Here is a 21,878-nt window from a genome sequence, read left to right on the forward strand (position 1 = left end):
AGACATTGTGCTTTTTAATTAGTATTCGCAAGGGGACTTTATGCTTGTTGTTTTATAAAATATTGATATGTATCAATCGATTAACAAGGTTCGCGCATATCGAATGGAAGAAAAATTAGAAGTATTGAATGCATCAAGTTTTGTAGGTCTACAAAGTATGAGCCAAATCTACGGCGATATGAGTATGGTCAGATACAAAAAAAGCCAACTCAGTGAGTTGGCTTTTCGATCTCTTAAGAGAATATGGTGGAGGGGGACGGATTCGAACCATCGAAGGCGGAGCCGGCAGATTTACAGTCTGCTCCCTTTGGCCACTCGGGAACCCCTCCAGGTTTTTTTCCCCAGTCTTTAAAAGCTAAAAGCAATTAAAACATAGGCTCAATTGAAGTTTTCCCAACGATTTAATCGAGGTTTTCTTATCTCTAAAGAGTTAAGAAGAATATGGTGGAGGGGGACGGATTCGAACCATCGAAGGCGGAGCCGGCAGATTTACAGTCTGCTCCCTTTGGCCACTCGGGAACCCCTCCAGGGTATTTTCCCCAGTCTTTAAAAGCTAAAAGCAATTAAAACATAGGCTCAATTGAAGTTTTCCCAACGATTCAATCGAGGTTTTCTTATCTCTTATTGAGCTAAGAAGAATATGGTGGAGGGGGACGGATTCGAACCATCGAAGGCGGAGCCGGCAGATTTACAGTCTGCTCCCTTTGGCCACTCGGGAACCCCTCCAGGGTGTTTTCCCCAGTCTTTAAAAGCTAAAAGCAATTAAAACATAGGCTCAATTGAAGTTTTCCCAACGATTCAATCGAGGTTTTCTTATCTCTAAAGAGTTAAGAAGAATATGGTGGAGGGGGACGGATTCGAACCATCGAAGGCAGTGCCGGCAGATTTACAGTCTGCTCCCTTTGGCCACTCGGGAACCCCTCCAGGGTATTTTCCTATCTGACATAGGCTCAATTGAAGTTTTCCCAACGATTCAATTGAGGTTTTCTTATCTCTTAAAGAGTTAAGAAGAATATGGTGGAGGGGGACGGATTCGAACCATCGAAGGCGGAGCCGGCAGATTTACAGTCTGCTCCCTTTTTGGCCACTCGGGAACCCCTCCAGGGTGTTTCCTATCTAAAATAGGCTCAATTGAAGTTTTCCCAACGATTCAATTGAGGTTTTCTTATCTCTAATGAGCTAAGAAGAATATGGTGGAGGGGGACGGATTCGAACCATCGAAGGCGGAGCCGGCAGATTTACAGTCTGCTCCCTTTGGCCACTCGGGAACCCCTCCAGGGTGTTTCCTATCTAAAATAGGCTCAATTGAAGTTTTCCCAACGATTCAATTGAGGTTTTCTTATCTCTAATGAGCTAAGAAGAATATGGTGGAGGGGGACGGATTCGAACCATCGAAGGCGGAGCCGGCAGATTTACAGTCTGCTCCCTTTGGCCACTCGGGAACCCCTCCAGGGGTGTTTTCCTATCTCTTAGTGGATAGGCTTAAGAAATGTTTTTCCCAACGCATCTCTCAAGTGCGGAGCGCATCATAGCAAACACGTTTAACCTGTAAAGAGTTTTTCTTATGGTTTTGTGTTGAATGCTGCCTTTTTGGGCAAAGATAGCGAAAAGTGCGCGTTTTGCTCGGTAAGTGAACATATGTTCTGGCTGTACCGTATTGCTGTCCTAAATTATAGAGTGCGTAATTACCGTAAATGCCGAAAGTAATTGTATTTAGTCGACCATTAAAGTTGGCTGGACTCGCGATATTTTACCGAATGTCAGCATAATTTAGCGACATTTACACTTCTTGACGTTATTCGTTGCTATCAGTTGATAGAATACGGTTAATTACTTTATAGAGATCTCGAATCTAACTTACAGACTATCGTTATGACACATAAATCCATTTTATCTCTACTTAGCTTATCTATCATCTTGGCGTCTCCAGCCGTAGTTGCTAAGCGCATGGGGCCAAGCTCAGTGACTGTCGTTACTGAGCAGGTCGATATTCATCAAGTTAACCAGTCACTTTCACTGGTTGGTAAGCTAGAAGCTGAGCAATCAGTGATCATCTCTTCTGAGATCTCTGGCAAAGTTGACTCTATTCATGTCAAAGCTAACCAAGAAGTTAAGAAAGACCAGCTATTGGTTCAACTGGATGACGACAAAGCCAAAGCGGCGGTGGCAGAAGCAAAAGCGTATCTAAAAGACGAACGTCGTAAATTGGCCGAGTTTGAGCGCTTAGTAAAAAGAAACGCTATCACACAAACTGAAATCGATGCGCAGAAAACCAGTGTAGAGATTGCACTTGCGAGACTAGCAGCAGCAAATGCCAACCTAAAAGATCTTCATATTTCAGCACCATTCTCTGGCACCGTGGGTTTTATTGACTTTAGCCGCGGCAAACTCGTTAGTTCAGGTACTGAATTGGTGACACTGGATGACTTATCTGTGATGCAGTTAGATCTTCAGGTTCCAGAGCGTTACCTAGCGATGCTTTCAAAAGGTATGACAGTAACAGCACGCACAAGCGCATGGGGCGATACTGAATTCTCAGGCACTGTCGTGGGTATCGACTCACGCATTAACACAGAAACACTGAACCTGCGTGTTCGTATTCACTTCGATAACCCGAACGACTATCTAAAGCCGGGTATGCTCGTTTCAGCTGAGATGGACTTCCCACCCGTTGAAGCGCCGATTATCCCTGTGCAGGCTCTGCAATACTCAGGCACTAAACGTTACGTTTATGTCGTCGGCGAAGATAACAAAGCGACGCGTACGGAAGTATTCCTAGGTGCTCGTATTGGTAACGAAGTGGTTATCGAAAAAGGCATCAATATTGGTGAGAAGATCGTGGTCCAAGGCATTGTGAACATGCGCGATGGCGTTCAGGTACAAGAGCTTGGTGTAACAACATCAGCGAAGCGTCAACCTCAGCAAGAGGAATCTAACTAATGCTGTTATCTGATGTTTCAGTAAAAAGACCAGTAGCAGCGCTGGTTCTCAGTTTGCTGTTAGTGGTGTTTGGTATCGTTTCGTTCAGCAAACTTGCCGTACGAGAAATGCCAGATATCGAGAGCCCAGTTGTTTCTATTAGTACTCGGTATGAAGGCGCTTCTGCGACCATCATTGAAAGCCAGATTACCTCCAATCTAGAGGATCAGCTATCTGGTATTAGTGGGATAGATGAGATCGAGTCGACGACTCGAAACGGCTCTTCACGTATCACTATTACTTTTGAACTCGGCTATGACCTTAATACTGGTGTTAGTGATGTTCGTGATGCGGTAGCCCGTGCGCAACGCTCTTTGCCTGATGAAGCGGACGATCCGATTGTTTATAAGAACAATGGTAGCGGTGAAGCTTCATTATACATAAACCTTAGCTCCACTGAAATGGACCGAACTCAACTGACGGACTACACCGAGCGTGTGCTTATCGATAGGTTCAGTTTGATTTCAGGTGTTAGCTCGGTTGATATCTCGGGTGGCCTATATAAGGTTATGTACGTCAAACTCAAGCCTGAGTTGATGGCGGGGCGTGGTGTGACGGCAACGGACATTACTACTGCACTACGCAACGAGAACATTGAGAGCCCGGGCGGTGAGGTACGTAACGATGCGATCGTAATGTCGGTTCGTACTGCACGTTCTTATACCCAAGCGGAAGACTTCGAGTATCTAGTTGTTAAGCGTGCATCGGACAACTCTCCGATCTACCTAAAAGACGTTGCTGATGTCTATATTGGCGCAGAGAATGAAAACTCGACCTTTAAGAGTGACGGTATCGTCAACGTGAGCATGGGTATTGTGCCGCAATCGGATGCGAACCCGCTAGAAGTGGCTGACCTTGTTCACAAAGAAGTAGAGAACATTCAAAAGTTCTTACCTGACGGTACGCGCTTAGCGATTGACTACGACTCAACTGTCTTCATTGACCGCTCAATTACAGAGGTGTACAGCACCCTGTTTATCACAGGTGGCTTGGTTATCTTGGTTTTATACGTGTTTATCGGCCAAGCACGTGCCACTTTGATTCCTGCAGTAACGGTGCCTGTATCTCTAATATCTTCATTTATTGCAGCGTACTATTTTGGATTCTCGATTAACTTGATCACTTTGATGGCGCTAATTCTATCGATTGGTCTGGTAGTGGATGACGCTATCGTTGTAGTCGAGAATATTTTCCACCACATCGAACGTGGTGAATCGCCACTGCTTGCTGCCTATAAAGGTACGCGCGAAGTTGGTTTTGCCGTTGTTGCAACAACGCTAGTACTGGTGATGGTATTCCTACCTATCTCCTTTATGGATGGCATGGTTGGCCTGCTGTTCACTGAATTCTCAGTGCTATTAGCAATGTCGGTGATCTTCTCTTCGTTAGTTGCTTTAACACTGACGCCAGTACTGGGCAGTAAGATCTTAAAAGCTAACGTGAAACCGAATCGTTTCAATCACTTCGTTGAGCGCGTTTTCGGCAAGCTAGAGAAAGGCTATCGCAGCGTTTTGCGTCGTGCTCTGGCGTGGCGTTTGGCCGCACCAATCATCATTATTGCATGTCTGGGCGGCAGCTACGGCTTAATGCAACAAGTGCCAGCACAACTAACACCACAAGAAGACCGAGGTGTGATCTTCGCGTTTGTTCGTGGTGCAGATGCAACCAGTTATAACCGCATGTCCGCCAACATGGATCTGGTTGAAGAGCGTTTGATGCCGCTACTAGGTCAAGGGTTCTTGAAGTCGTTCAGCTTACAGTCGCCAGCATTCGGCGGTAATGCAGGTGACCAAACTGGCTTCGTGATCATGATTCTAGAAGACTGGAATGAGCGTGAAGCGACCGCTCAAGAAGCGCTAGGTCAAGTGAGAAAAGCGCTGACGGGAATTCCGGATGTTCGTATTTTCCCATTCATGCCGGGTTTCCGCGGCGGTTCGAGCGAACCTGTTCAGTTTGTTCTTGGTGGTTCGGATTACCCTGAACTGCAAAAATGGGCTGAGATCCTCAAGCAAGCGGCTGAAGACTCGCCAATGATGGAAGGTGCCGATATCGACTACTCAGAGAAGACGCCTGAGCTGTTGGTAACTGTCGACAAGCAACGCGCTGCTGAGCTTGGTGTGAGTGTTTCAGATATCTCAGACACGCTAGAGATTATGCTAGGTGGTAAGAGTGAAACCACTTTTGTAGAGCGTGGTGAAGAGTACGATGTCTACCTGCGTGGTGATGAGAACAGCTTCAACAACGCCAATGATCTCAGCCAGATTTACATGAGAACCCAGTCTGGTGAGCTAGTCACGCTAGATACACTAACTAAGATTGAAGAAGTTGCATCGTCCATTCGTTTGTCTCACTACAACAAGCAGAAGTCGATCACCATTAAGGCGAACTTAATGGATGGCTATACTCTAGGTGAAGCCCTTGATTTCCTTGATGAGCAGGCGATTGAGATGCTGCCAGGTGATATCTCGGTGAGCTACTCTGGCGAGTCTAAAGACTTCAAAGAGAACCAATCGAGCATTCTAGTGGTATTTGCTTTAGCGATGTTGGTTGCTTACCTCGTGCTAGCGGCGCAGTTTGAAAGTTTCATCAACCCGTTGGTGGTGATGTTCACTGTACCTATGGGGATCTTCGGTGGTTTCTTAGGTTTGGTGCTGATGAGCCAAGGTCTGAACGTCTACAGTCAGATCGGCATGATCATGTTGATCGGTATGGTAACTAAGAATGGCATCTTGATCGTTGAGTTTGCCAACCAACTGCGTGATCGTGGCATTGAGTTTGAAAAAGCGATTGTGGATGCGTCTGCGCGTCGTCTGCGTCCAATCATGATGACAGCGTTTACCACTCTGGCAGGTGCTATTCCGCTGATTACATCAACCGGTGCGGGTTACGAGAGCCGCGTCGCGGTAGGTACAGTTATCTTCTTCGGTATGGGCTTTGCGACACTGGTAACTCTGTTCGTTATTCCAGCGATGTATCGTCTGATCTCAGGTGCGACAAGAGCTCCAGGTCACGTTGAGTCTGAACTGAATAAAGCGTTGAGTCACGATACGGTAGGTCGTACCTCACACGGGTAGATTGTCTTTGGACTGAATATTAAAAAGCTCGGCTTCTGAATTGAAGTCGAGCTTTTTTAATGCTTGGAACAATATAGGAGTGAATCAGCTAGTCGTTACGCTCTCCCGACAACCTCTTTTACCAAACGCTCGATACCAGAGTTGGCTTCTGAAATAGAGCCAGCCAACATATAAGCAGGTGTAGAGACAATGTTGTGCTGGCCATCGATAACAATATCATCCACAGGGCACTCTTGGTGCACGCCACCTAACTGCTGGAATGCGCTAGCGGTTCCTTCATCGTTACCGATTGTGCCTTTTGCTTGAGAAGCGTAAACCATTGGAATGATCACTGGCGCAATACACATGTAGCCAGCCGGCTTCTTCGTTTGTGCAAAAGAAAGGCATGCGTTCTTAACATCTTCATTGATTTGGCAATCTGTTTGAGCAACGGCAAAGGTGGTTAAGTTCTTCGCTGCGCCAAAACCGCCCGGCACAATCAAAGCATCAAAGTCTTGAGCAACGAGTTGTTTCACATCTTGAACATTGCCGCGAGCAATTCGCGCCGACTCGACCAGTACGTTGCGTGACTCTTCCGTTACCTCGCCGGTAAGGTGATTGACCACATGTAACTGGTCGATATTAGGAGCAAAGCAGTGCCATGTCGCCCCTTCTTTTTCAATAGCGTGCAGCGTTAATACCGCTTCGTGGATCTCGGCTCCGTCAAATACACCGCAGCCACTTAAAATCACAGCGATTTTTTTCATGGTAGTCCCTAAGGTTTGATGGTCGTGTAATGGTGTTCAACGTTTTAGTGGCTTGAACATCTTTAACTCAGAGCCTTAGCGTTGAACTGTTAATGTTATTTTGTCGTCTTGGTTTCGAGGTAGAACCGTATCATTAGTTTTAGATTCAGCATTTTTCATCAGCAAATCAAGCGGTTGTTTGTGATTTGTTGACCTATGTTCTGATACCAAATACCGCACATTTCTTAAGATTACTCTGCAAGATAAACCAGCCATAATGGTTAGGATACTAAGCATATTTAAGGGATGACGTTTACTTTCTAATACACAACGAAAAAGCACGACTTGTGCCTGGCGCGCTTGACACTTTTTTTGTATAACAACAGAGCTCAATACAAATAGAACAGAATAAGGAATGTAAAGTGGCTGAATTCAAATATAAAAATCTGTCTCAAGAAGAACAAGACAAGCTGGATGCGGCGACTTTTCGTCGTTTGTTGGCACATCTAGATGACAACAAAGATGTTCAGAACATTGATCTAATGATTCTTGCGGGTTTCTGCCGTAACTGTTTCAGTAAGTGGTACAAAGCCGAGGCAGAGCAACAAGGTCTAGACATCGATATCGATGATGCTCGTGAGCGCGTATACGGAATGACTTATGATGAGTGGAAACAGAACCACCAACCGAAAGCGACACCAGAGCAGCTAGCCGCGTTCGAAGCGAAGCAAAAGCCTGAGTAAACAACTCGACCCCATATTAAAAAAGCGGCATGAACCTTTTCATGCCGCTTTTTGTTTTAATCCTTTCGGTATTGTTTAAACAAACGAGTGTTTACAGCTCGCCGGTTTGGTTAAACACTTTGAGTTTTTCCGCGAACGGCTCAATATCACCGATGTTTTCACGAACCCACTCGTCATCAAAGTATGTGTCTAGGTAACGTTCACCGCTATCACACAACAGAGTCACGATAGAGCCTTTCTCGCCACGTGCTTTCATCTCGCTTGCTAGCTGTAATACGCCATACATATTTGTACCTGTTGAAGCGCCGACTTTACGGCCAAGCAGTTCAGATAACCAGTGCGTTGTCGCAATACTTGCTGCATCTGGAATAGTACGCATCTCATCAATTACACCTGTGATGAAGCTTGGCTCCACGCGTGGGCGGCCAATGCCTTCAATCTTACTGCCTTTGTCGCCAGTGAGGTCTACATTGCCTGTCTTAAAGAAGTCGTGGAACACCGAGTTCTCAGGGTCTACCACACACAGTTGTGTTTCATGTTGTTGGTAGCGGATGAAACGACCAATGGTTGCAGATGTGCCACCGGTGCCAGGGCTCATCACGACCCATGCTGGGATAGGGTGATCTTCCATTTGCATCTGGTTGAAAATCGAGTTGGCGATGTTGTTGTTACCGCGCCAGTCGGTTGCACGCTCTGCATAGGTGAATTGATCCATGTAGTGACCATTCAGCTCTTCAGCAAGGCGACGAGACTCAGCATAAATCTGGTCAGAGCGATCAACGAGGTGAGCTTGGCCGCCGTAGAACTCAATCTGCTCAATCTTTTTCTTGGCTGTGCACTTTGGCATAACAGCAATGAAAGGTAGGCCAAGCAAACGAGCAAAATACGCCTCTGATACTGCAGTACTACCAGATGAAGATTCAATGATAGTGGTCTCTGGACCAACCCAGCCATTACAAATCGCGTATAGGAAAAGTGAACGTGCTAAGCGGTGTTTTAGAGATCCCGTAGGGTGTGTACTTTCATCTTTTAGGTAGATATCGATGCCTTCGACACTCGGTAAATCAAGCTGGATAAGGTGAGTATCAGCGGAACGTTGAAAGTCTGCTTCGATTTTGCGGATGGCGTTGTTGATCCATTTATGGTCAGTACACATAGGGGTATCTCCAGAAATTTGACGTTGTCATTTTTATCTTTGCTATGTCACTAAATTAGCGGGAACCGCAGAGAAAAACTTTGCTATATTTACTGCATATTGATGACTAAGTAGAAAAAATTTCTCTTTTATAGGCTTTTATTAAAAACATGATCGATGCCACGGACAAAAAAATACTGCGTCTGCTACAGCAAGACAGCACACTGTCACTTAACGATATTGCGGAAGCCGTTAACCTCACTACGACTCCTTGTTGGAAGCGCCTCAAGCGTTTAGAAGAGGAGGGGGTGATAGAAAAACGTGTTGCGCTGCTTAACCCCGAGAAGCTGGATTTATCTTTTACGGCATTTGTTTTGGTCAAAACCAGCGACCACTCACATGAATGGTACGGGCGTTTCGTCGGCACGGTTTCAGAATTCCCAGAAGTGATGGAGTTCTACCGAATGGCTGGCGAATATGACTACATGCTCAAAGTTCAGGTCAGAGACATGAAGTGTTTTGATGAGTTTTATAAGCGCCTAGTGAACAGTGTGGATGGCCTCTCTAATGTGACCTCGACATTTGCAATGGAACCTTTGAAATACACAACCGCACTGCCGCTATAATTAATGGAAAGGGTGTCGTTTGGTTAACGCAAGGCATCAATGAGCTAACTCAAGGTACTAATCAGGAAAATAAGGACGTTTATGCAAGCAAAAATCTCTATGGCCATTCAGTTGCTATTGGCGACGGCGATTTTTTATTTGGGATATAGCATCTTCGCTTTTACCAATAAGGTAGGTGAGGTGGTGGATACCTACCCACAGGTGATTGACGACCTATCTGTTGTTACCAAGGAGCTCAAAGTGGAAGAGTTTCTTGCGTTAGCCGAGCATATTGATGAGCTAGCTCCAGAGGTACTGTTGACTGTAGAAGCGGTGCGTCAAACCGTTGATGAGGTTAATCAAACCGTCGCTTCAGTGGACAGTAAGATCCCATCTATTCTGCTTGAAGTGAAAAATGTAAGAACAGAGACGGTGCCTACCGTATTGAAAGAAATTAAAGTATTGAGAACGGATGTGATACCTCCGACTCTCAACGAAGTCACACGTTACCGAGTGGATGTGGTGCCGCCTGTGCTGGCAGAAAGCCAAGCTTATCGTGAACAGGTGATCCCTGTCGTTGTGCAAGAATCTGCTCAGTTAAGAGAAGAGGTTCCAGGGATTTTGAATCAGGCAACAGAGCTGGTGGATAAGAGTAAAGTGTTAGCTCAAACCGCGACTCAAGGGGCAGTTGAAGGGACAGTGAAAGGGGTGGTGTTGTCACCAATCAACTTGATTCGCGATGCTGGTAATGGGATTAAGACTCGCGTTCAGGGTGAAGAAGAAGTACCGCTTGCAGAATAGGTATTTGAACCATTAAGAACATAGAAAAGGGCTTGATTAGTACTCAAGCCCTTTGTGTTTTGGTTTAACAATATTGGCTACGCTTGACGAGAACTACTTAGTAAAGCGCATTACGCCCTCTTGAACCGCCGTTGCCACCAACTGACCTTGTTGGTTGTAGATCTCACCTCGAACTAAACCGCGCGTGTTGCTCGCGGTTGGGCTTTCAATCGCGTACAACAGCCACTCATCCATTTTGAATGGGCGGTGGAACCAGATTGAGTGGTCAATCGTGGCGACTTGGAAGTTCGGTGTCATCAGCGAAACTTCATGCGGATGTAAAGCCGTAACCAAGAAACCCCAATCAGAAGCGTAAGCCAGTAGATATTGATGAATCAGGTGGTTATCTGGCATTTCACCGTTAGCACGTACCCATAGGTATTGTTTTGGCTCAGTTTTCTTTGGTTTGAGTGGGTTGACCACGGTTACAGGGCGCATTTCGATTGGCTTTTCACCACAGAAGGCTTTACGTAGCTTCTCTGGTAAAAATTCCGCGATGTGGCTAGCCAGTTCAGTCTCAGAAGCAAAGTTCTCAGGGCCAGGAATATCTGGCATGGTGTTTTGGTGTTCAAAGCCTTCAGCATCACCATGGTATGAAGCGGTGAGGTAGAAGATAGGACGACCATTTTGAATCGCTTTAACACGGCGAGTGCTGAAGCTGCGCCCGTCTCGTAAGTTCTCTACATCATAAATAATCGGCTTCTCTGGATCACCCGGATACAGAAAGTAGCTGTGAAACGAATGGACACTGCGATCTTCCTCAACCGTATAGCGCGCAGCAGACAACGCTTGGCCAAGTACCTGTCCGCCGTAAACTTGTGGCAGTCCAAGGTTTTCACTCTGTCCTCGAAACAGACCTTCTTCCAGTTTTTCTAGCTGAAGTAAACTTAGTAGTTCTTTTAATGGTTGACTCATTGCCAGAGTACCTCTTAATAAAATGAGAGCAGGTTAAAGGGTTAACCGAGCCACTCAGTCAAATATCTGTCAATAAATCATAGGGTTTCAAGACAGAATATGAAAGCTCTCTTATAATTAGCATTCAGTTTTGCTATATCCGGCAAACACATTGAGAGAAATATCTTATGAAAAAGGCTTTATTAATCGCAACGTCTTTAATCTCTTTTGGCTTCCTAGCTGGCTGCCAAACCACTGAACAAAGTGAGGCACCTCAACAGGTTGTCGCAGAAAACATGAAAATGGTAACCGGTACGGTAAGTTACCGAGAGCGCATTGCACTTCCTGAAAATGCACTAGTAACGGTAACACTAGAAGATATCTCACTGGCTGATGCACCTTCAAAGGTATTGGCAACTCAAGAATTCACAACCGATGGCAAGCAGGTCCCATTTGCTTTTGAATTGAAGTACGATGCTAGCCAGATTAAGGCGAACCATCGCTACAATGTGCGCGCAAGTATCCATGTTGATAGTAAGCTACGTTTCACAACAGATACGATTGCACCTGTAATCACAGATGCAGAGAGCACAGAGTCATTGGATTTGCGTTTAGTAGGTGTGCGTTAATTGTTGCTCTCTAAGAGAACGAACTGAATAAAGAACAATGGCAGCGTTACGGCTGCCATTTGTATTTTCTGAGCTTAATTTTACCTGTCTCACTCACTTCAACGCCTTCCGCTTCTAAATGACGCTTTTGTCGCTCGAAGTCCTCGCCTTTTAGCGAAATCTCGCCTTTACTATTAATGACCCTAAACCAAGGGAGCTGACTTCCCTCTGGTAAATTGCCCAAAGCTTTGCCTACGTGACGCGCATAGCCTGGAAAGCCTGAAAAACGTGCTATGTCTCCATAAGTTGTTACTTTCCCATAGGGAATTTGGTGAATTACAGCAAAGATTTGGGGTAAAAATTGGTCCATACTAACTATTCCTAGTTCATTAATACCACGGATCGGTAGAAGGAGAGAGCTATGGTATTTTCAACGTTTCAGTTCTTAGTGACAACCTTATTAGCGGTTGTTTGTGCCCGAGCAATTAGTTTAAGTGACGGCGACATTCCCGTTTTGGCTATGGTTATCCCCGCGCTATGGATTTTGCCGCAAGGGGGAGTAGCAGGCTTGGCACTGCTTGCTTCAATGACCATCTATGGCTTAACCCTGCCTATGCAGCCAATTACCTTATCAGTCAGCGCTTGGGTGCTATTCCCACTGTTGATGGTGGTATTCTCTCGTCGCAGCAGCCTCTCGGTAGTGGTGGTGTCTGGACTTATTGTCACGACGCTGCAAGTCGGTATTATGGTAACTCAATCTGCAGGCAAGCTTGATGGTACGCCTTGGGTAACCGTTCTTCAAACCCTATCCATTATGGTTATCTGGTGGGCAGCCAATCATCTCAAACCGGCCAGCCGACATAGCTGGTGGTCATTGTTTTTAATATTGCCACTCTGGATAGCAGACCTACCTTATGCGGCACTGGTGGCCTTGTGCGTGACGGGCATCATGGCGTCAATGGAGGCGATGACTAAACTAAAAACCTTCCGCTGGAACAAGCTGCTGTGCTGGACATTACCGACAGCAGGCTTTGCGGCTTTGGTGATTACACCGAGTATTGAGGTACCAAGCCCTGTGTTTGTGGTTTGGCTCTGCTTGTTGGGTACGGCATGGATGACCGACTACATCATTCGCACGGAAGATAACGAAGACATCGATATCTAAGCGAGTGAATCGTACATTCGCAACGATGACCGTTCTTGTTCGCCTCACCTTAATCGCAGGTAAGTGACCAATTTCCCTGCGATTTGCCTGTGGTTTGAATAAAGGATAAGCACTTAGACCACAATTGTTTAAAAATAGGGTGGAAGGGCTTGCAATGGTTGCGGGGATGCTTAATAATCCAGTCACTCTTTGAGGCAAGCCTCTTAGAAAACGAATCTATGGGGGCCTGGTCCTCCCGCAACAATAGCTCGTGAACTCGGTCAGGTCCGGAAGGAAGCAGCCGCAGCGAGTGACTTGTGTGCCGGGATGTGGCTGGGTTCCCACCCTTTAAAAAAGCCGCTCTTAACGAGCGGCTTTTTGCTTTCTGGTGTTCGCCAAAATCTCTTCAAAATATTACCCATCTCTTTGGTTAGAAATTGTTTTCTCTCGCTCTGTAGGCTTGGTATTCCTTGATAGCTTGAGTAATATGAACCGAACCCCCTTAGTTTTTATGGAATTATGACTGAGTTATTTGAGCAAAAAAATTTGCAGCCTTTGTACATTCAAGTCGCGGGAGAGTTAAAGCGCGAGATTGATAAAGGCACTTATCCTGCGGGCAGCAAGCTCCCGTCTGAAAATCAGCTCGTGGATCTGCTGAAAGTCAGCCGTGTAACGGTGCGTAAAGCACTGCAGCAACTCAATGATGGTGGTTACATCTTCTCAGAGAAAGGAAAGGGCAGCTTTGTTAAATCCAATAAACTGCGTCATGACTTCTTATCTATGTCTGGTTTGGCGCAAGAGGCGGCAGGTGCGGGTCTAGAAGCGACCAATATTGTCGATGCCTTTGAGGTGCAACCTGCAGATGAGCTTGTCGCTAAAAAACTCAATATCGCTGTTGGCGAGCCGGTTAATTTTGCTCGTCGTTTAAGACTGGTTAACGATCAAGTCGTCTCATTTGAAGAGTTCTACATCCCACGAGTACTACTTCCCAACCTAACAAAAGACGATCTCAAGGGATCGAAGTTCGAATATTTGAGTCGTCACGGTATTGAGATGGTCAAGACGCAACAAAAGTTATTACCGGCGCTGCCTGACGCTAATGTTCAGAAGTTATTGGATGTTGGGGAGCTTGATCCTATCTTGATCAACCAATCACAAAACTACTATGAAGAGCTGAAGATCTACGAGTATTCAACGGTTTACTATAAATCTAGCTTGTATGATTTTGAGATAACCGCACGAGTTTAGAGAATGTCGAATAGCCCACGTTTGTGGGCTATTTTTTTAGCTATAGGTTTTGAATGTAAGCAATCTTATGCATTTCCAATAAATAACAAGTGTGACGAATAACAAAAAAACGACAGTGAAAAATACAACCTGTATCTAACCTGTATTATTATGAATACAAGTTAGATACAGGTTGTTATTTCTTTGCACTCTTTGGAGACAAAAATTATGGCGCGAGATGCGAAAGTTGTAGCGAATAGAGTTATGGCCTTACTGGGAGGTGAGGGCAATATCGCACAACTGAATCACTGTGCAACACGACTGCGTGTTGTGGCCAAGGACGATGAACAAGTCGACGCTGAAGGACTCAGCGCAACAGAAGGTGTACACGGGTACTTCTTCCAAAATGGTCAGCACCAAGTGATCTTAGGTACTGGTTTTGTGGGTAAGGTTTTTGCCATCATGAAAGGCAATGAAGCCATTGAAGAAGCCCCACAAACTGAAGAGAACAAAGACAAAGTCAGCACGTTCCAAACCGTAACACGTACTTTCTCTGACATCTTTGTTGCCATCATCCCTGCATTGGTTGCAACCGGCTTACTGATGGGCTTGCGCGGACTGTTGGTTAACGGCTTCGGTATAGAACTGTCTCCACAGTTAAATACGTTGTCTCAAGTTTTAACTGATACTGCTTTCATCTTTATTCCAGTGTTGGTGACATGGTCTGCCATGCGAGTGTTTGGCGGTAACCCAGTACTCGGTATTGTTTTGGGTCTGATGCTGGTGGCACCGCAGTTGGCAAGCAAATGGGATGTTGCCTTTGGTAACGCCGAAGCGATGATGATTCCATTTATGGGCTTCGAAATTGCGGTGACTGGCTTACAAAGCTCGATTCTTCCTGCGGTATTTATGGGTTGGTTTGCTGCCTTAGTTGAGCGCACATCACGCAAACACATCCCTGAAGTTCTGGATTTGATTCTGACACCATTTATTACGTTGTTGGTCTCTTTGATTGCAGGCTTGGTGTTCGTTGGTCCAATCCTACTTGGTATTGAAAAACTCATTACCGAAGCCGTGCTTTACTTCTTACAAATCCCATACGGCATTGGCGGCTTGATTTACGGCGGCGCAATTCAATTCATGGCGGTAACAGGTATGCACCACACCATAGTGCCTATCACGATCGCAATGGTGACAGACACAGGCTTTGACTACATCAACCCATTGGGTACTGCTGCAATCGCAGGCCAGTTTGGTGCGGCAATGGCGGTGATGTCGATGCAGACAGACAAAGTGAAGCGCACCGGTATGTTTGGTGCAGCGTTGCCAGCTCTGTTTGGTATCACTGAGCCAGCGATGTTCGCGATTACTCTACCTCGCGTAAAACCGTTCTTGTATGGCTGTATTGGCGGTGCATTAGGTGGCTGTTTGGGCGCGATTGCAGGTATCGGCTCTGCGGGTACGGGTGCAACCATGTTACCGGGTGTTCTGCTTTACCTTGGCGGCGGTCTAGGAATGTATGTGATGGTTATGTTAGTGGGTGCGGCTTCGGCTTTCGCATTAACAAAGCTGCTTTACAAAGAGCCTAAATAATTTTTCACCACCTATTTGAGTGAATATCTTTTTCTTGGAGTTGTTATGGATTTTTCTAATCGTCAAAACCGCTTTGTCCGAATTCACGAGGTGAGCGAGGAGTATTTGGCGGATATTGAACACAAAACACAAACTGACCCGTTTTATCCAAGCTACCACATTGCACCAAAGCACGGCCTGTTGAATGACCCGAATGGTTTGAGTTACTTCAATGGCGAGCACCACATTTTCTACCAGTGGTTCCCGCTTGGCCCAGTGCATGGTTTGAAGCACTGGTACCACGTATCGACCAAAGATTTCGTGAACTTTACTGACCGCGGTATTGCAATGTACCCAGACCAAGATTATGACCACCATGGTTGTTATACCGGTGTTGGTGTACCACACGATGACCTGTTGTACATTTTTTACACAGCGAACTTAAAAAAGGAGAATGACCAACGTCATCCGACTCAAGTTCTCGCGATTATGGACAAGCAAGGTAACGTGGAAAAGAAAGGTATCGTGGTTGACTTCGATCCGAGTGCCTACACTGCAGAGATTCGTGACCCAGTACTGGTTTGTCGTGACAACGATTACCACATGTTGATTGGTGCTCAAGATCACAACGAAAAAGGCACACTGGCTTATTACCACGGTAACGACATTGATGATTACCACCATATGGGTGACATCGATGTGGGCCTCGAAGACTTTGGCTATATGTGGGAGTGTCCGAACTACTACGAAACTGATGATAACGGGGTTTACATCTTCTCACCTCAAGGCGTGAGTTCAGATAATAAGTACGATCTTAAGAACGTCTTCTCAGTGGTTTACATGGTCGGTGAACGTATTGATTTTGAGTCAAAAGTCTTCAACAACCAAGGCTACCGTGAATTGGACAAAGGCTTCGATTTCTACGCGCCACAAACTTATCTGGATGACCAACAACGTCGTATTCTTATTGGCTGGCTCGGTAACTCAAAAAGTGACTACCCAACCGATAAGAATGGCTGGGCACACATGCTGACTCTGCCACGTGAGCTGACGATTGATGGTAGCTACCTAATTCAGACACCACTGAAAGAGCTTGAAGCGCTGCGTCAAAACTCAGTGGATGTTGAAGGCTCTACTCCCGTGTCATTAACGTCACGAGCGTTTGAGTTGGAACTGAATGTAGATGAGTCTTTCACTCTGACTCTGGCTAACCAGAAAGGTGAGCAGATGGTGTTCCAAGGTGATCGCGATGAGCTGATTCTGGACCGCTCTCACGTTTCACATCTACACGCGGAGCCATACGGCACAGTTCGCTACGCACAGCGCCTAGAGCAAGCACAAACCATTCGCGTCTTTATCGATAACTCAGCGATTGAAATTTTTGCTGACAACGGCAAGACAGTGTTTACCTCTCGCATCTTCATTGATGAGTTGTCTCTGGTCACGCTCGATAATGCGACGGGCACACTGCATTACATGTCTGCGATACAGGCTACTCGCTAGCCACCAATAAATTATTCCAAAACAAAAAAACAAGGCCCTCGTCGGGGAGGGCCTCTTATTGCCAAAATATAGGGTTTAGCATGAAAAATACACTAAAAATGTCGCTCGCTGCGGCTTCAGTAATGGCTGCAATGACAGCGAACGCTGGAATCAGCATTGTTGATACGGAAGAAGGTAACTTCTCTGTTGGCGGTAACGTCGAGTTGAACTTCAACTACCAAGACCGTGAATCACACGATAATAATGACAGCGAATTCAACCAAGACGGCCGCGTTCTAATTGAATTTGCAGGCGAAAAGTACACGAGCAATGGCCACTATGTGGGTGTTAAAGCACAGCCTCTGTTTGAGAGCACGGGCAATATTGCACTGGATGATGCGTACTTTGAATTTGGTAAAAAAGACGGCTGGGCAATTAAAGCGGGTCGCTTTGAAGCTTATGACATGTTCCCTGTTGGTCTTGATGTATTCCTAGAGTACTCAGGTGACACAGCTAACGACCTGTATTCAGACGGTGCAGCTTACACGTACCAAGCGAAAGAGGCGCGTGGTCGCGGTTCAGACGGCCAAATCATGTACAGCCAAACTTTTGGCAACTTGTATGTTGAAGTCGGCGCAATGCTCGGTGACCGCTCTAACTTGTTTGATGGCGGCATTGAAGGTAAATACCACGGCGAGCAAATCGACACAGTTAAAGATTCATTCCTAGTTCGCCCGGTTGTGGCTTACCAAATGGGTGACTTCAAGGTAGCCGCTTCGGTGGAAACCAACCTAGTTTCAGACGCGATTGTGGCGAACGGTGTTGATATCTCAGATCGTACGGGTTACGGCTTGACTGGTAACTGGACCAGCGGCGATTGGAGTGTAAATGCGAACGTTGCCTACATGGATGCTGTAGACGAAAACAACCTAACAGCGGGTGTTAATGCACTTTGGAATAACTTTGGTCTAGGCTACATTCACGCTATCAATGAGTATGAAAACAAAGAGTTTTCTTCTTGGGCTGAAGGCGACGTAAATGTATCAACATGGTATGCATCTTACGCATTCCGTGATGTACTTGAAGTACAAGATTTTTCAATTCTTCTAGGTACATACTACACGATGGTTGATAACAAACTGGACCAACAATCGGACGCATCAGCCTTTGCTGAAGAAGACGATTTCGGTGCTCGTGTACGTCTGTTCTACGAATTCTAATTTAAATGTCGTTACGAGAGGCAAAGTGATATGAACAAGGTTTGGGTAACTGGAGATGCTGTTGTGGATTTGATTCCAGATGGCGAGACTCGTTATTTAAAATGCCCAGGTGGCGCACCAGCAAACGTTGCTGTGGCCATCTCTCGATTGGGTGGTGATACCGCTTTCTTTGGTCGAGTTGGGCAAGATCCGCTAGGACGCTTTATGAAGCAAACCCTAACGGATGAGAAGGTGAATACCGATGACATGCTTCTGGATGAGGCTCAGCGAACATCTACAGTGATTGTCGACTTAGATGATGATGGTGAACGCAGCTTTACCTTTATGGTTAAGCCAAGCGCAGACCAATTTTTCAGCTTCGAAGACATCCCAACATTTGCATCTGGGCAATGGATGCACAGCTGTTCTATCGCTTTGGCTAACGAGCCATCACGCAGCGCAACGCTTGAAGCGATGAAGCGAATGAAATCAGCAGGCGGCTTTATCAGCTTTGACCCGAATCTAAGGGAAGAGGTATGGGCAGACCCATCTCAGATCCAAGAAGTGGTGATGAATGCGGTGAATCTGGCAGACGTAGTGAAGTTTTCTGAAGAGGAGCTGACGTTCCTGACAGGCACTGACACCCTCGATACGGGTTTGGACGCGTTAAATGCGGCCGCTAACAAGCTGATTATCGTGACGCTAGGCGCACGTGGTGCATTGGCGGTTTACAATGGTGAACGTCGAGTAATTGAGGGCACTAAGGTTGAGCAAGTTATTGATACAACAGGTGCAGGTGATGCATTCGTTGGTGGCTTGCTAGCCAAGCTGTCTCAGAATGTTGACTGGCGCTCTTGGGCTCAGGTCGAAGCTGCAGTGCACTGGGGCAATGGCTGTGGCGCACTTGCGACCACGCAAAAAGGTGCGATGACGGCACTGCCTTCTTTGCAGCAGTTAACTGAGCTAGTGGGCTAGCGATCTAGGTTAGCCATTTAAGTGCCTATCTCATCACAAAGCCGCTCATAGAGAGCGGCTTTTTCGTTCTATTGAGTCACAGTGTTGCTTTATTCGTAAATACTGTACGAGAAGTACTTGCTAGCAATTTTGGCATGCTGACCGTTGTCGATCAGTCTTTGGATGCCATCGTTAATCAGCAGTTTTAAATCATCATCTTGTTTACGAACAGCGACACCGATACCACGACCAAACCATTTCTCTTCGGTGAATTTTGGTCCTGTGAAATGATAGTCCTTACCTTGTTCAGTTTCTAAGAATCCTGTATTTAAGCCCATAGAGCCACCAAATATTGTATCAAGGCGTCCATTCAATAAGTCAGTAAAGGCTTCATCAAAGTTACCGTAGCGGCGGATATCGACGTTAGGGTAGATTTCTGAAAGGTACTTATCTCCGATAGTTGCGCGTTGCACTCCAATCGTAAGTTCGTTTAAGCTGCCGTCTTCCATGTTAATTTCACGACCGTTTTCCATCACGAAGCGAGTTGGTACTTTAGCGTATGGGATGGTGAAGTTAACTTTCTTTTCGCGCTCTTCTGTGATGGTCATTGCAGCGATAATCGCGTCGTTTTTGCGACTAAGCAGAGAAGGGATAATACCATCCCAATCGGTTTTCGATATCACGCATTTAACTTGGAGCTCATCGCACAGTGCGTTGGCGAGGTCGACTTCAAAGCCTTCTAACTTACCTTCTTTAGTTGTCCAACTAAACGGAGGGTAAGCGCCTTCCACTGTAAAACGAATCTGCTTCCACTCTTTTGCATGAGTGACAACAGAGAAAACTGCGACCAAGCTGACCAATATCCACTTCATTTCATTATGTCCTTATATTAGATATGGATATGCATCATTAACGATCCATTAACAACTATCAATGCAAATGCATATCCTTGTGAACTAAGGCATAAATTTTAATCAATGGCTCTCTTCTATCTTTGCGATTTGGTCGAGTGTATCGAAGGTTAAAGAGATCAATTTGCAGGCAGAATTACGGCTGAGTCGTCACTTTCGGTTTGTTCATCATCGCTATCGGCTTGTTGTGCCAGCCAGTTAATGGCTTGGGTGAGATAGAGCTTATTGGCCTCGGCATCACACCAAGTTTTAGATAGGCCTCTTCGATTGAACTCCGCACCGATTGCTGCGAGCGTTTGGTTGCTTGGCCGACCGTAATAGAGAGTGTCACACAGCTGCATATTCGACATCGACTGTGCATACACGTTGACTGAAGAGGTGTTAGCGTTCAGCGCTTTTGATTGGTTATGAGTACAGCCCGTCAAAAGAACAAGAAGAGTAATAGAAATAGCAGCTTTCATTTATTTGGTCGATGTTAGGTGGTTTTCATGAATTATGTCTGCAATTTTTCGGCTTATTGTCAATTTTACCCAAAGCTAGGTTATTACGAGAGGTTAGTACCAGTTTTAAATGAATGAGTTGTTGTGGGTAAGTTATGCCTACCTTGTCTTGTGATGTTATAACATAATAAGTTATTGATTTTTAGGGTTTATTTTTTAAGTTTACTGACAGGTTATAAACCTTGTCACATAAATTTATCTAATTGAATGATAATTATTCTCATGTGTTTTTTTTTGAAAATGGAGAATCATATGAAAGCGGCAGTTGTTAGTGAATTTAAAGGGCCTTTAGAGATAAAAGATATTCCGTTACCAAACATCAAACCAAGAGATGTGCTTGTGAAGGTGCACGCTTGTGGTGTTTGTCATACCGACTTACATGCTTGTCATGGTGATTGGCCTGTGAAACCTAAAATGCCACTGGTACCTGGGCATGAAGGTGTAGGTGAGATTGTTGAAGTTGGCAGTGAGATTAAGCATTTGAACGTCGGCGACCGTGTAGGCGTGCCTTGGTTATACAGTGCTTGTGGGCATTGTGATTATTGTTTAGATGGTAAAGAGACACTCTGTCTAGACCAACATAATGCTGGATACTCAGTGGATGGCGGTTACGCGGAATATTGCCTTGCGCATGGTGAGTATGTGGTCAAGTTGCCAGATGAGCTTAACTATGTGGATGCCGCACCTCTGTTTTGTGCAGGTGTGACTACCTATAAAGCGCTCAAAGTAACTGAGGTTAAACCAGGTCAGTGGGTTGCTATTGTTGGTGCTGGTGGTCTAGGTCATTTGGCTATCCAATACGCAGTGGCGATGGGAATGAATGTGATTGCTGTTGATACTGGTGACGAGAAGCTGGCTCTTGCTAAAGAGCTGGGTGCAGTTCACTGTATCGACTTTATGAAAGACAAGCCTTCGCAAGTGATCGCTGAACTTACCCAAGGTGGTGTGCACGGTGTGGTGTGTACTGCCGTATCTAAGCCAGCCTTTGAAGAAGCTTATCGCTCAATACGTCGTGGAGGGGCTTGTGTGCTGGTAGGGTTGCCGCCAGAAGAGATGCCAATCCCAATTTTTGACACGGTACTTAATGGTGTGAAAATTATTGGCTCCATTGTCGGAACAAGAAAAGACCTGCAAGAGTGCCTTCAATTTGCCGCTGAGGGCAAGGTAAAAGCGATCACCGAAACCAAGAAGCTAGAGGATATCAATGACATCTTCGCTGATATGGAGCAAGGTGAAATCACCGGCCGTATTGTGATGGAATTGTCTTAGATTCGCTCTGTATGTTG

The 21,878-nt window shown here is 45.7% G+C and carries 19 protein-coding genes, 7 tRNA genes and 1 other RNA gene; 14 read left to right on the top strand and 13 right to left on the bottom strand.

Going from position 1 to position 21,878, the window contains the following annotated elements; all coding sequences use genetic code 11:
- Positions 1-244 precede the first annotated feature (244 nt).
- The 7 genes from AC6R05_RS10945 to AC6R05_RS10975 form a co-directional block, all read right to left on the bottom strand.
- Positions 245-329: transfer RNA gene (locus AC6R05_RS10945), tRNA-Tyr, on the bottom strand.
- Positions 330-442: 113 nt separating this feature from the next.
- A tRNA-Tyr gene (locus AC6R05_RS10950) sits at positions 443-527 on the bottom strand.
- A gap of 114 nt (positions 528-641) precedes the next feature.
- Positions 642-726: transfer RNA gene (locus AC6R05_RS10955), tRNA-Tyr, on the bottom strand.
- A 113-nt stretch (positions 727-839) separates the two neighbouring features.
- Positions 840-924: transfer RNA gene (locus tag AC6R05_RS10960), tRNA-Tyr, on the bottom strand.
- 91 nt (positions 925-1,015) lie between these two features.
- Positions 1,016-1,102, bottom strand: a tRNA-Tyr gene (locus tag AC6R05_RS10965).
- Between the two features lie 89 nt (positions 1,103-1,191).
- Positions 1,192-1,276: transfer RNA gene (locus AC6R05_RS10970), tRNA-Tyr, on the bottom strand.
- 89 nt (positions 1,277-1,365) lie between these two features.
- Positions 1,366-1,450, bottom strand: a tRNA-Tyr gene (locus tag AC6R05_RS10975).
- 422 nt (positions 1,451-1,872) lie between these two features.
- Between AC6R05_RS10975 and AC6R05_RS10980 the strand changes: the two genes are divergently transcribed.
- Entirely contained in the window at positions 1,873-2,940 is a 1,068-nt protein-coding gene (locus tag AC6R05_RS10980; protein ID WP_032549582.1) for an efflux RND transporter periplasmic adaptor subunit, read from the top strand.
- Positions 2,940-6,053, top strand: a complete 3,114-nt coding sequence (gene vexH, locus AC6R05_RS10985) for a vibriobactin export RND transporter permease subunit VexH (protein ID WP_390519418.1) — start codon at positions 2,940-2,942, stop codon at positions 6,051-6,053. Before AC6R05_RS10980 ends, vexH begins: the two co-directional genes overlap by 1 nt.
- A 95-nt stretch (positions 6,054-6,148) precedes the next feature.
- Here the strand turns inward: vexH and elbB are convergent, their stop codons facing one another.
- Positions 6,149-6,799, bottom strand: a complete 651-nt coding sequence (elbB, locus tag AC6R05_RS10990) for an isoprenoid biosynthesis glyoxalase ElbB (protein ID WP_500647368.1) — start codon at positions 6,797-6,799, stop codon at positions 6,149-6,151.
- 401 nt (positions 6,800-7,200) lie between these two features.
- Between elbB and AC6R05_RS10995 the strand changes: the two genes are divergently transcribed.
- Positions 7,201-7,521, top strand: coding sequence for a DUF1244 domain-containing protein (locus AC6R05_RS10995; RefSeq protein WP_261903803.1), 321 nt, complete (start codon positions 7,201-7,203; stop codon positions 7,519-7,521).
- A gap of 91 nt (positions 7,522-7,612) precedes the next feature.
- Here AC6R05_RS10995 and AC6R05_RS11000 read toward each other — a convergent pair whose 3' ends face one another.
- The gene (locus AC6R05_RS11000) at positions 7,613-8,677 is read right to left on the bottom strand and encodes a PLP-dependent cysteine synthase family protein (RefSeq protein ID WP_500647369.1); all 1,065 of its coding nucleotides are present in this window, start codon (positions 8,675-8,677) and stop codon (positions 7,613-7,615) included.
- Between the two features lie 149 nt (positions 8,678-8,826).
- Between AC6R05_RS11000 and AC6R05_RS11005 the strand changes: the two genes are divergently transcribed.
- Together AC6R05_RS11005 and AC6R05_RS11010 are read left to right on the top strand one after the other, a co-directional pair.
- Positions 8,827-9,282, top strand: a complete 456-nt coding sequence (locus AC6R05_RS11005) for an Lrp/AsnC family transcriptional regulator (RefSeq protein WP_032549577.1) — start codon at positions 8,827-8,829, stop codon at positions 9,280-9,282.
- Between the two features lie 81 nt (positions 9,283-9,363).
- Complete coding sequence (locus AC6R05_RS11010; protein WP_500647370.1) at positions 9,364-10,062, top strand: hypothetical protein; 699 nt, start codon at positions 9,364-9,366, stop codon at positions 10,060-10,062.
- A gap of 93 nt (positions 10,063-10,155) precedes the next feature.
- Here AC6R05_RS11010 and tesB read toward each other — a convergent pair whose 3' ends face one another.
- Positions 10,156-11,016 (bottom strand): acyl-CoA thioesterase II, encoded by an 861-nt coding sequence (gene tesB / locus AC6R05_RS11015; RefSeq protein ID WP_500647371.1) that lies wholly within the window; start codon positions 11,014-11,016, stop codon positions 10,156-10,158.
- A gap of 167 nt (positions 11,017-11,183) precedes the next feature.
- Here tesB and AC6R05_RS11020 point away from each other — a divergent pair, with 167 nt between their 5' ends.
- Complete coding sequence (locus tag AC6R05_RS11020) at positions 11,184-11,624, top strand: YbaY family lipoprotein (protein WP_500647372.1); 441 nt, start codon at positions 11,184-11,186, stop codon at positions 11,622-11,624.
- Positions 11,625-11,670: 46 nt separating this feature from the next.
- Here AC6R05_RS11020 and AC6R05_RS11025 read toward each other — a convergent pair whose 3' ends face one another.
- Complete coding sequence (locus AC6R05_RS11025) at positions 11,671-11,973, bottom strand: DNA base-flipping protein (protein WP_032549573.1); 303 nt, start codon at positions 11,971-11,973, stop codon at positions 11,671-11,673.
- A gap of 51 nt (positions 11,974-12,024) precedes the next feature.
- Between AC6R05_RS11025 and AC6R05_RS11030 the strand changes: the two genes are divergently transcribed.
- The 7 genes from AC6R05_RS11030 to cscK all read left to right on the top strand — a co-directional run bounded on the left by AC6R05_RS11030 (position 12,025) and on the right by cscK (position 19,202).
- A complete protein-coding gene (locus AC6R05_RS11030; RefSeq protein ID WP_239842464.1) occupies positions 12,025-12,768 on the top strand; it encodes a VP0952 family biofilm-associated protein in 744 nt (247 codons plus the stop codon).
- A gap of 224 nt (positions 12,769-12,992) precedes the next feature.
- Positions 12,993-13,089, top strand: an RNA gene (gene ffs / locus AC6R05_RS11035) — signal recognition particle sRNA small type.
- A gap of 177 nt (positions 13,090-13,266) precedes the next feature.
- Positions 13,267-13,995, top strand: coding sequence for a GntR family transcriptional regulator (locus tag AC6R05_RS11040; RefSeq protein ID WP_500647373.1), 729 nt, complete (start codon positions 13,267-13,269; stop codon positions 13,993-13,995).
- A 207-nt stretch (positions 13,996-14,202) separates the two neighbouring features.
- On the top strand, positions 14,203-15,567 hold the full coding sequence (locus tag AC6R05_RS11045; protein WP_500647374.1) for a PTS transporter subunit EIIC: 1,365 nt from the start codon (positions 14,203-14,205) through the stop codon (positions 15,565-15,567).
- Positions 15,568-15,612: 45 nt separating this feature from the next.
- Positions 15,613-17,049 (top strand): sucrose-6-phosphate hydrolase, encoded by a 1,437-nt coding sequence (locus AC6R05_RS11050; protein WP_500647375.1) that lies wholly within the window; start codon positions 15,613-15,615, stop codon positions 17,047-17,049.
- A gap of 80 nt (positions 17,050-17,129) precedes the next feature.
- Positions 17,130-18,248: a carbohydrate porin gene (locus tag AC6R05_RS11055; RefSeq protein ID WP_285464027.1), complete on the top strand. Its 1,119-nt coding sequence runs from the start codon at positions 17,130-17,132 to the stop codon at positions 18,246-18,248.
- A gap of 30 nt (positions 18,249-18,278) precedes the next feature.
- Positions 18,279-19,202, top strand: coding sequence for a fructokinase (gene cscK, locus AC6R05_RS11060; protein ID WP_500647376.1), 924 nt, complete (start codon positions 18,279-18,281; stop codon positions 19,200-19,202).
- Positions 19,203-19,291: 89 nt separating this feature from the next.
- Here the strand turns inward: cscK and AC6R05_RS11065 are convergent, their stop codons facing one another.
- Together AC6R05_RS11065 and AC6R05_RS11070 are read right to left on the bottom strand one after the other, a co-directional pair.
- Complete coding sequence (locus AC6R05_RS11065; protein ID WP_500647377.1) at positions 19,292-20,053, bottom strand: transporter substrate-binding domain-containing protein; 762 nt, start codon at positions 20,051-20,053, stop codon at positions 19,292-19,294.
- A 158-nt stretch (positions 20,054-20,211) separates the two neighbouring features.
- Positions 20,212-20,553, bottom strand: a complete 342-nt coding sequence (locus AC6R05_RS11070; RefSeq protein WP_500647378.1) for a hypothetical protein — start codon at positions 20,551-20,553, stop codon at positions 20,212-20,214.
- Between the two features lie 291 nt (positions 20,554-20,844).
- Between AC6R05_RS11070 and adhP the strand changes: the two genes are divergently transcribed.
- Positions 20,845-21,861, top strand: a complete 1,017-nt coding sequence (gene adhP, locus AC6R05_RS11075) for an alcohol dehydrogenase AdhP (RefSeq protein WP_500647379.1) — start codon at positions 20,845-20,847, stop codon at positions 21,859-21,861.
- Positions 21,862-21,878: the final 17 nt, after the last annotated feature.

It is taken from the genome of Vibrio sp. R11-SG3-ISO9, from assembly GCF_059834255.1.

Excerpts from the sequence above, each read along its gene's own strand:
- adhP (WP_500647379.1), top strand. The coding sequence starts at position 20,845 with ATGAAAGCGGCAGTTGTTAGTGAATTTAAAGGGCCTTTAGAGATAAAA.
- elbB (WP_500647368.1), bottom strand. The coding sequence starts at position 6,799 with ATGAAAAAAATCGCTGTGATTTTAAGTGGCTGCGGTGTATTTGACGGA.
- AC6R05_RS11025 (WP_032549573.1), bottom strand. The coding sequence starts at position 11,973 with ATGGACCAATTTTTACCCCAAATCTTTGCTGTAATTCACCAAATTCCC.
- AC6R05_RS11000 (WP_500647369.1), bottom strand. The coding sequence starts at position 8,677 with ATGTGTACTGACCATAAATGGATCAACAACGCCATCCGCAAAATCGAA.
- AC6R05_RS11010 (WP_500647370.1), top strand. The coding sequence starts at position 9,364 with ATGCAAGCAAAAATCTCTATGGCCATTCAGTTGCTATTGGCGACGGCG.
- cscK (WP_500647376.1), top strand. The coding sequence starts at position 18,279 with ATGAACAAGGTTTGGGTAACTGGAGATGCTGTTGTGGATTTGATTCCA.
- AC6R05_RS11005 (WP_032549577.1), top strand. The coding sequence starts at position 8,827 with ATGATCGATGCCACGGACAAAAAAATACTGCGTCTGCTACAGCAAGAC.
- vexH (WP_390519418.1), top strand. The coding sequence starts at position 2,940 with ATGCTGTTATCTGATGTTTCAGTAAAAAGACCAGTAGCAGCGCTGGTT.
- AC6R05_RS11055 (WP_285464027.1), top strand. The coding sequence starts at position 17,130 with ATGAAAAATACACTAAAAATGTCGCTCGCTGCGGCTTCAGTAATGGCT.
- AC6R05_RS11045 (WP_500647374.1), top strand. The coding sequence starts at position 14,203 with ATGGCGCGAGATGCGAAAGTTGTAGCGAATAGAGTTATGGCCTTACTG.
- AC6R05_RS11070 (WP_500647378.1), bottom strand. The coding sequence starts at position 20,553 with ATGAAAGCTGCTATTTCTATTACTCTTCTTGTTCTTTTGACGGGCTGT.
- AC6R05_RS11020 (WP_500647372.1), top strand. The coding sequence starts at position 11,184 with ATGAAAAAGGCTTTATTAATCGCAACGTCTTTAATCTCTTTTGGCTTC.
- AC6R05_RS11050 (WP_500647375.1), top strand. The coding sequence starts at position 15,613 with ATGGATTTTTCTAATCGTCAAAACCGCTTTGTCCGAATTCACGAGGTG.
- AC6R05_RS11065 (WP_500647377.1), bottom strand. The coding sequence starts at position 20,053 with ATGAAGTGGATATTGGTCAGCTTGGTCGCAGTTTTCTCTGTTGTCACT.
- AC6R05_RS11040 (WP_500647373.1), top strand. The coding sequence starts at position 13,267 with ATGACTGAGTTATTTGAGCAAAAAAATTTGCAGCCTTTGTACATTCAA.
- AC6R05_RS11030 (WP_239842464.1), top strand. The coding sequence starts at position 12,025 with ATGGTATTTTCAACGTTTCAGTTCTTAGTGACAACCTTATTAGCGGTT.
- AC6R05_RS10980 (WP_032549582.1), top strand. The coding sequence starts at position 1,873 with ATGACACATAAATCCATTTTATCTCTACTTAGCTTATCTATCATCTTG.
- tesB (WP_500647371.1), bottom strand. The coding sequence starts at position 11,016 with ATGAGTCAACCATTAAAAGAACTACTAAGTTTACTTCAGCTAGAAAAA.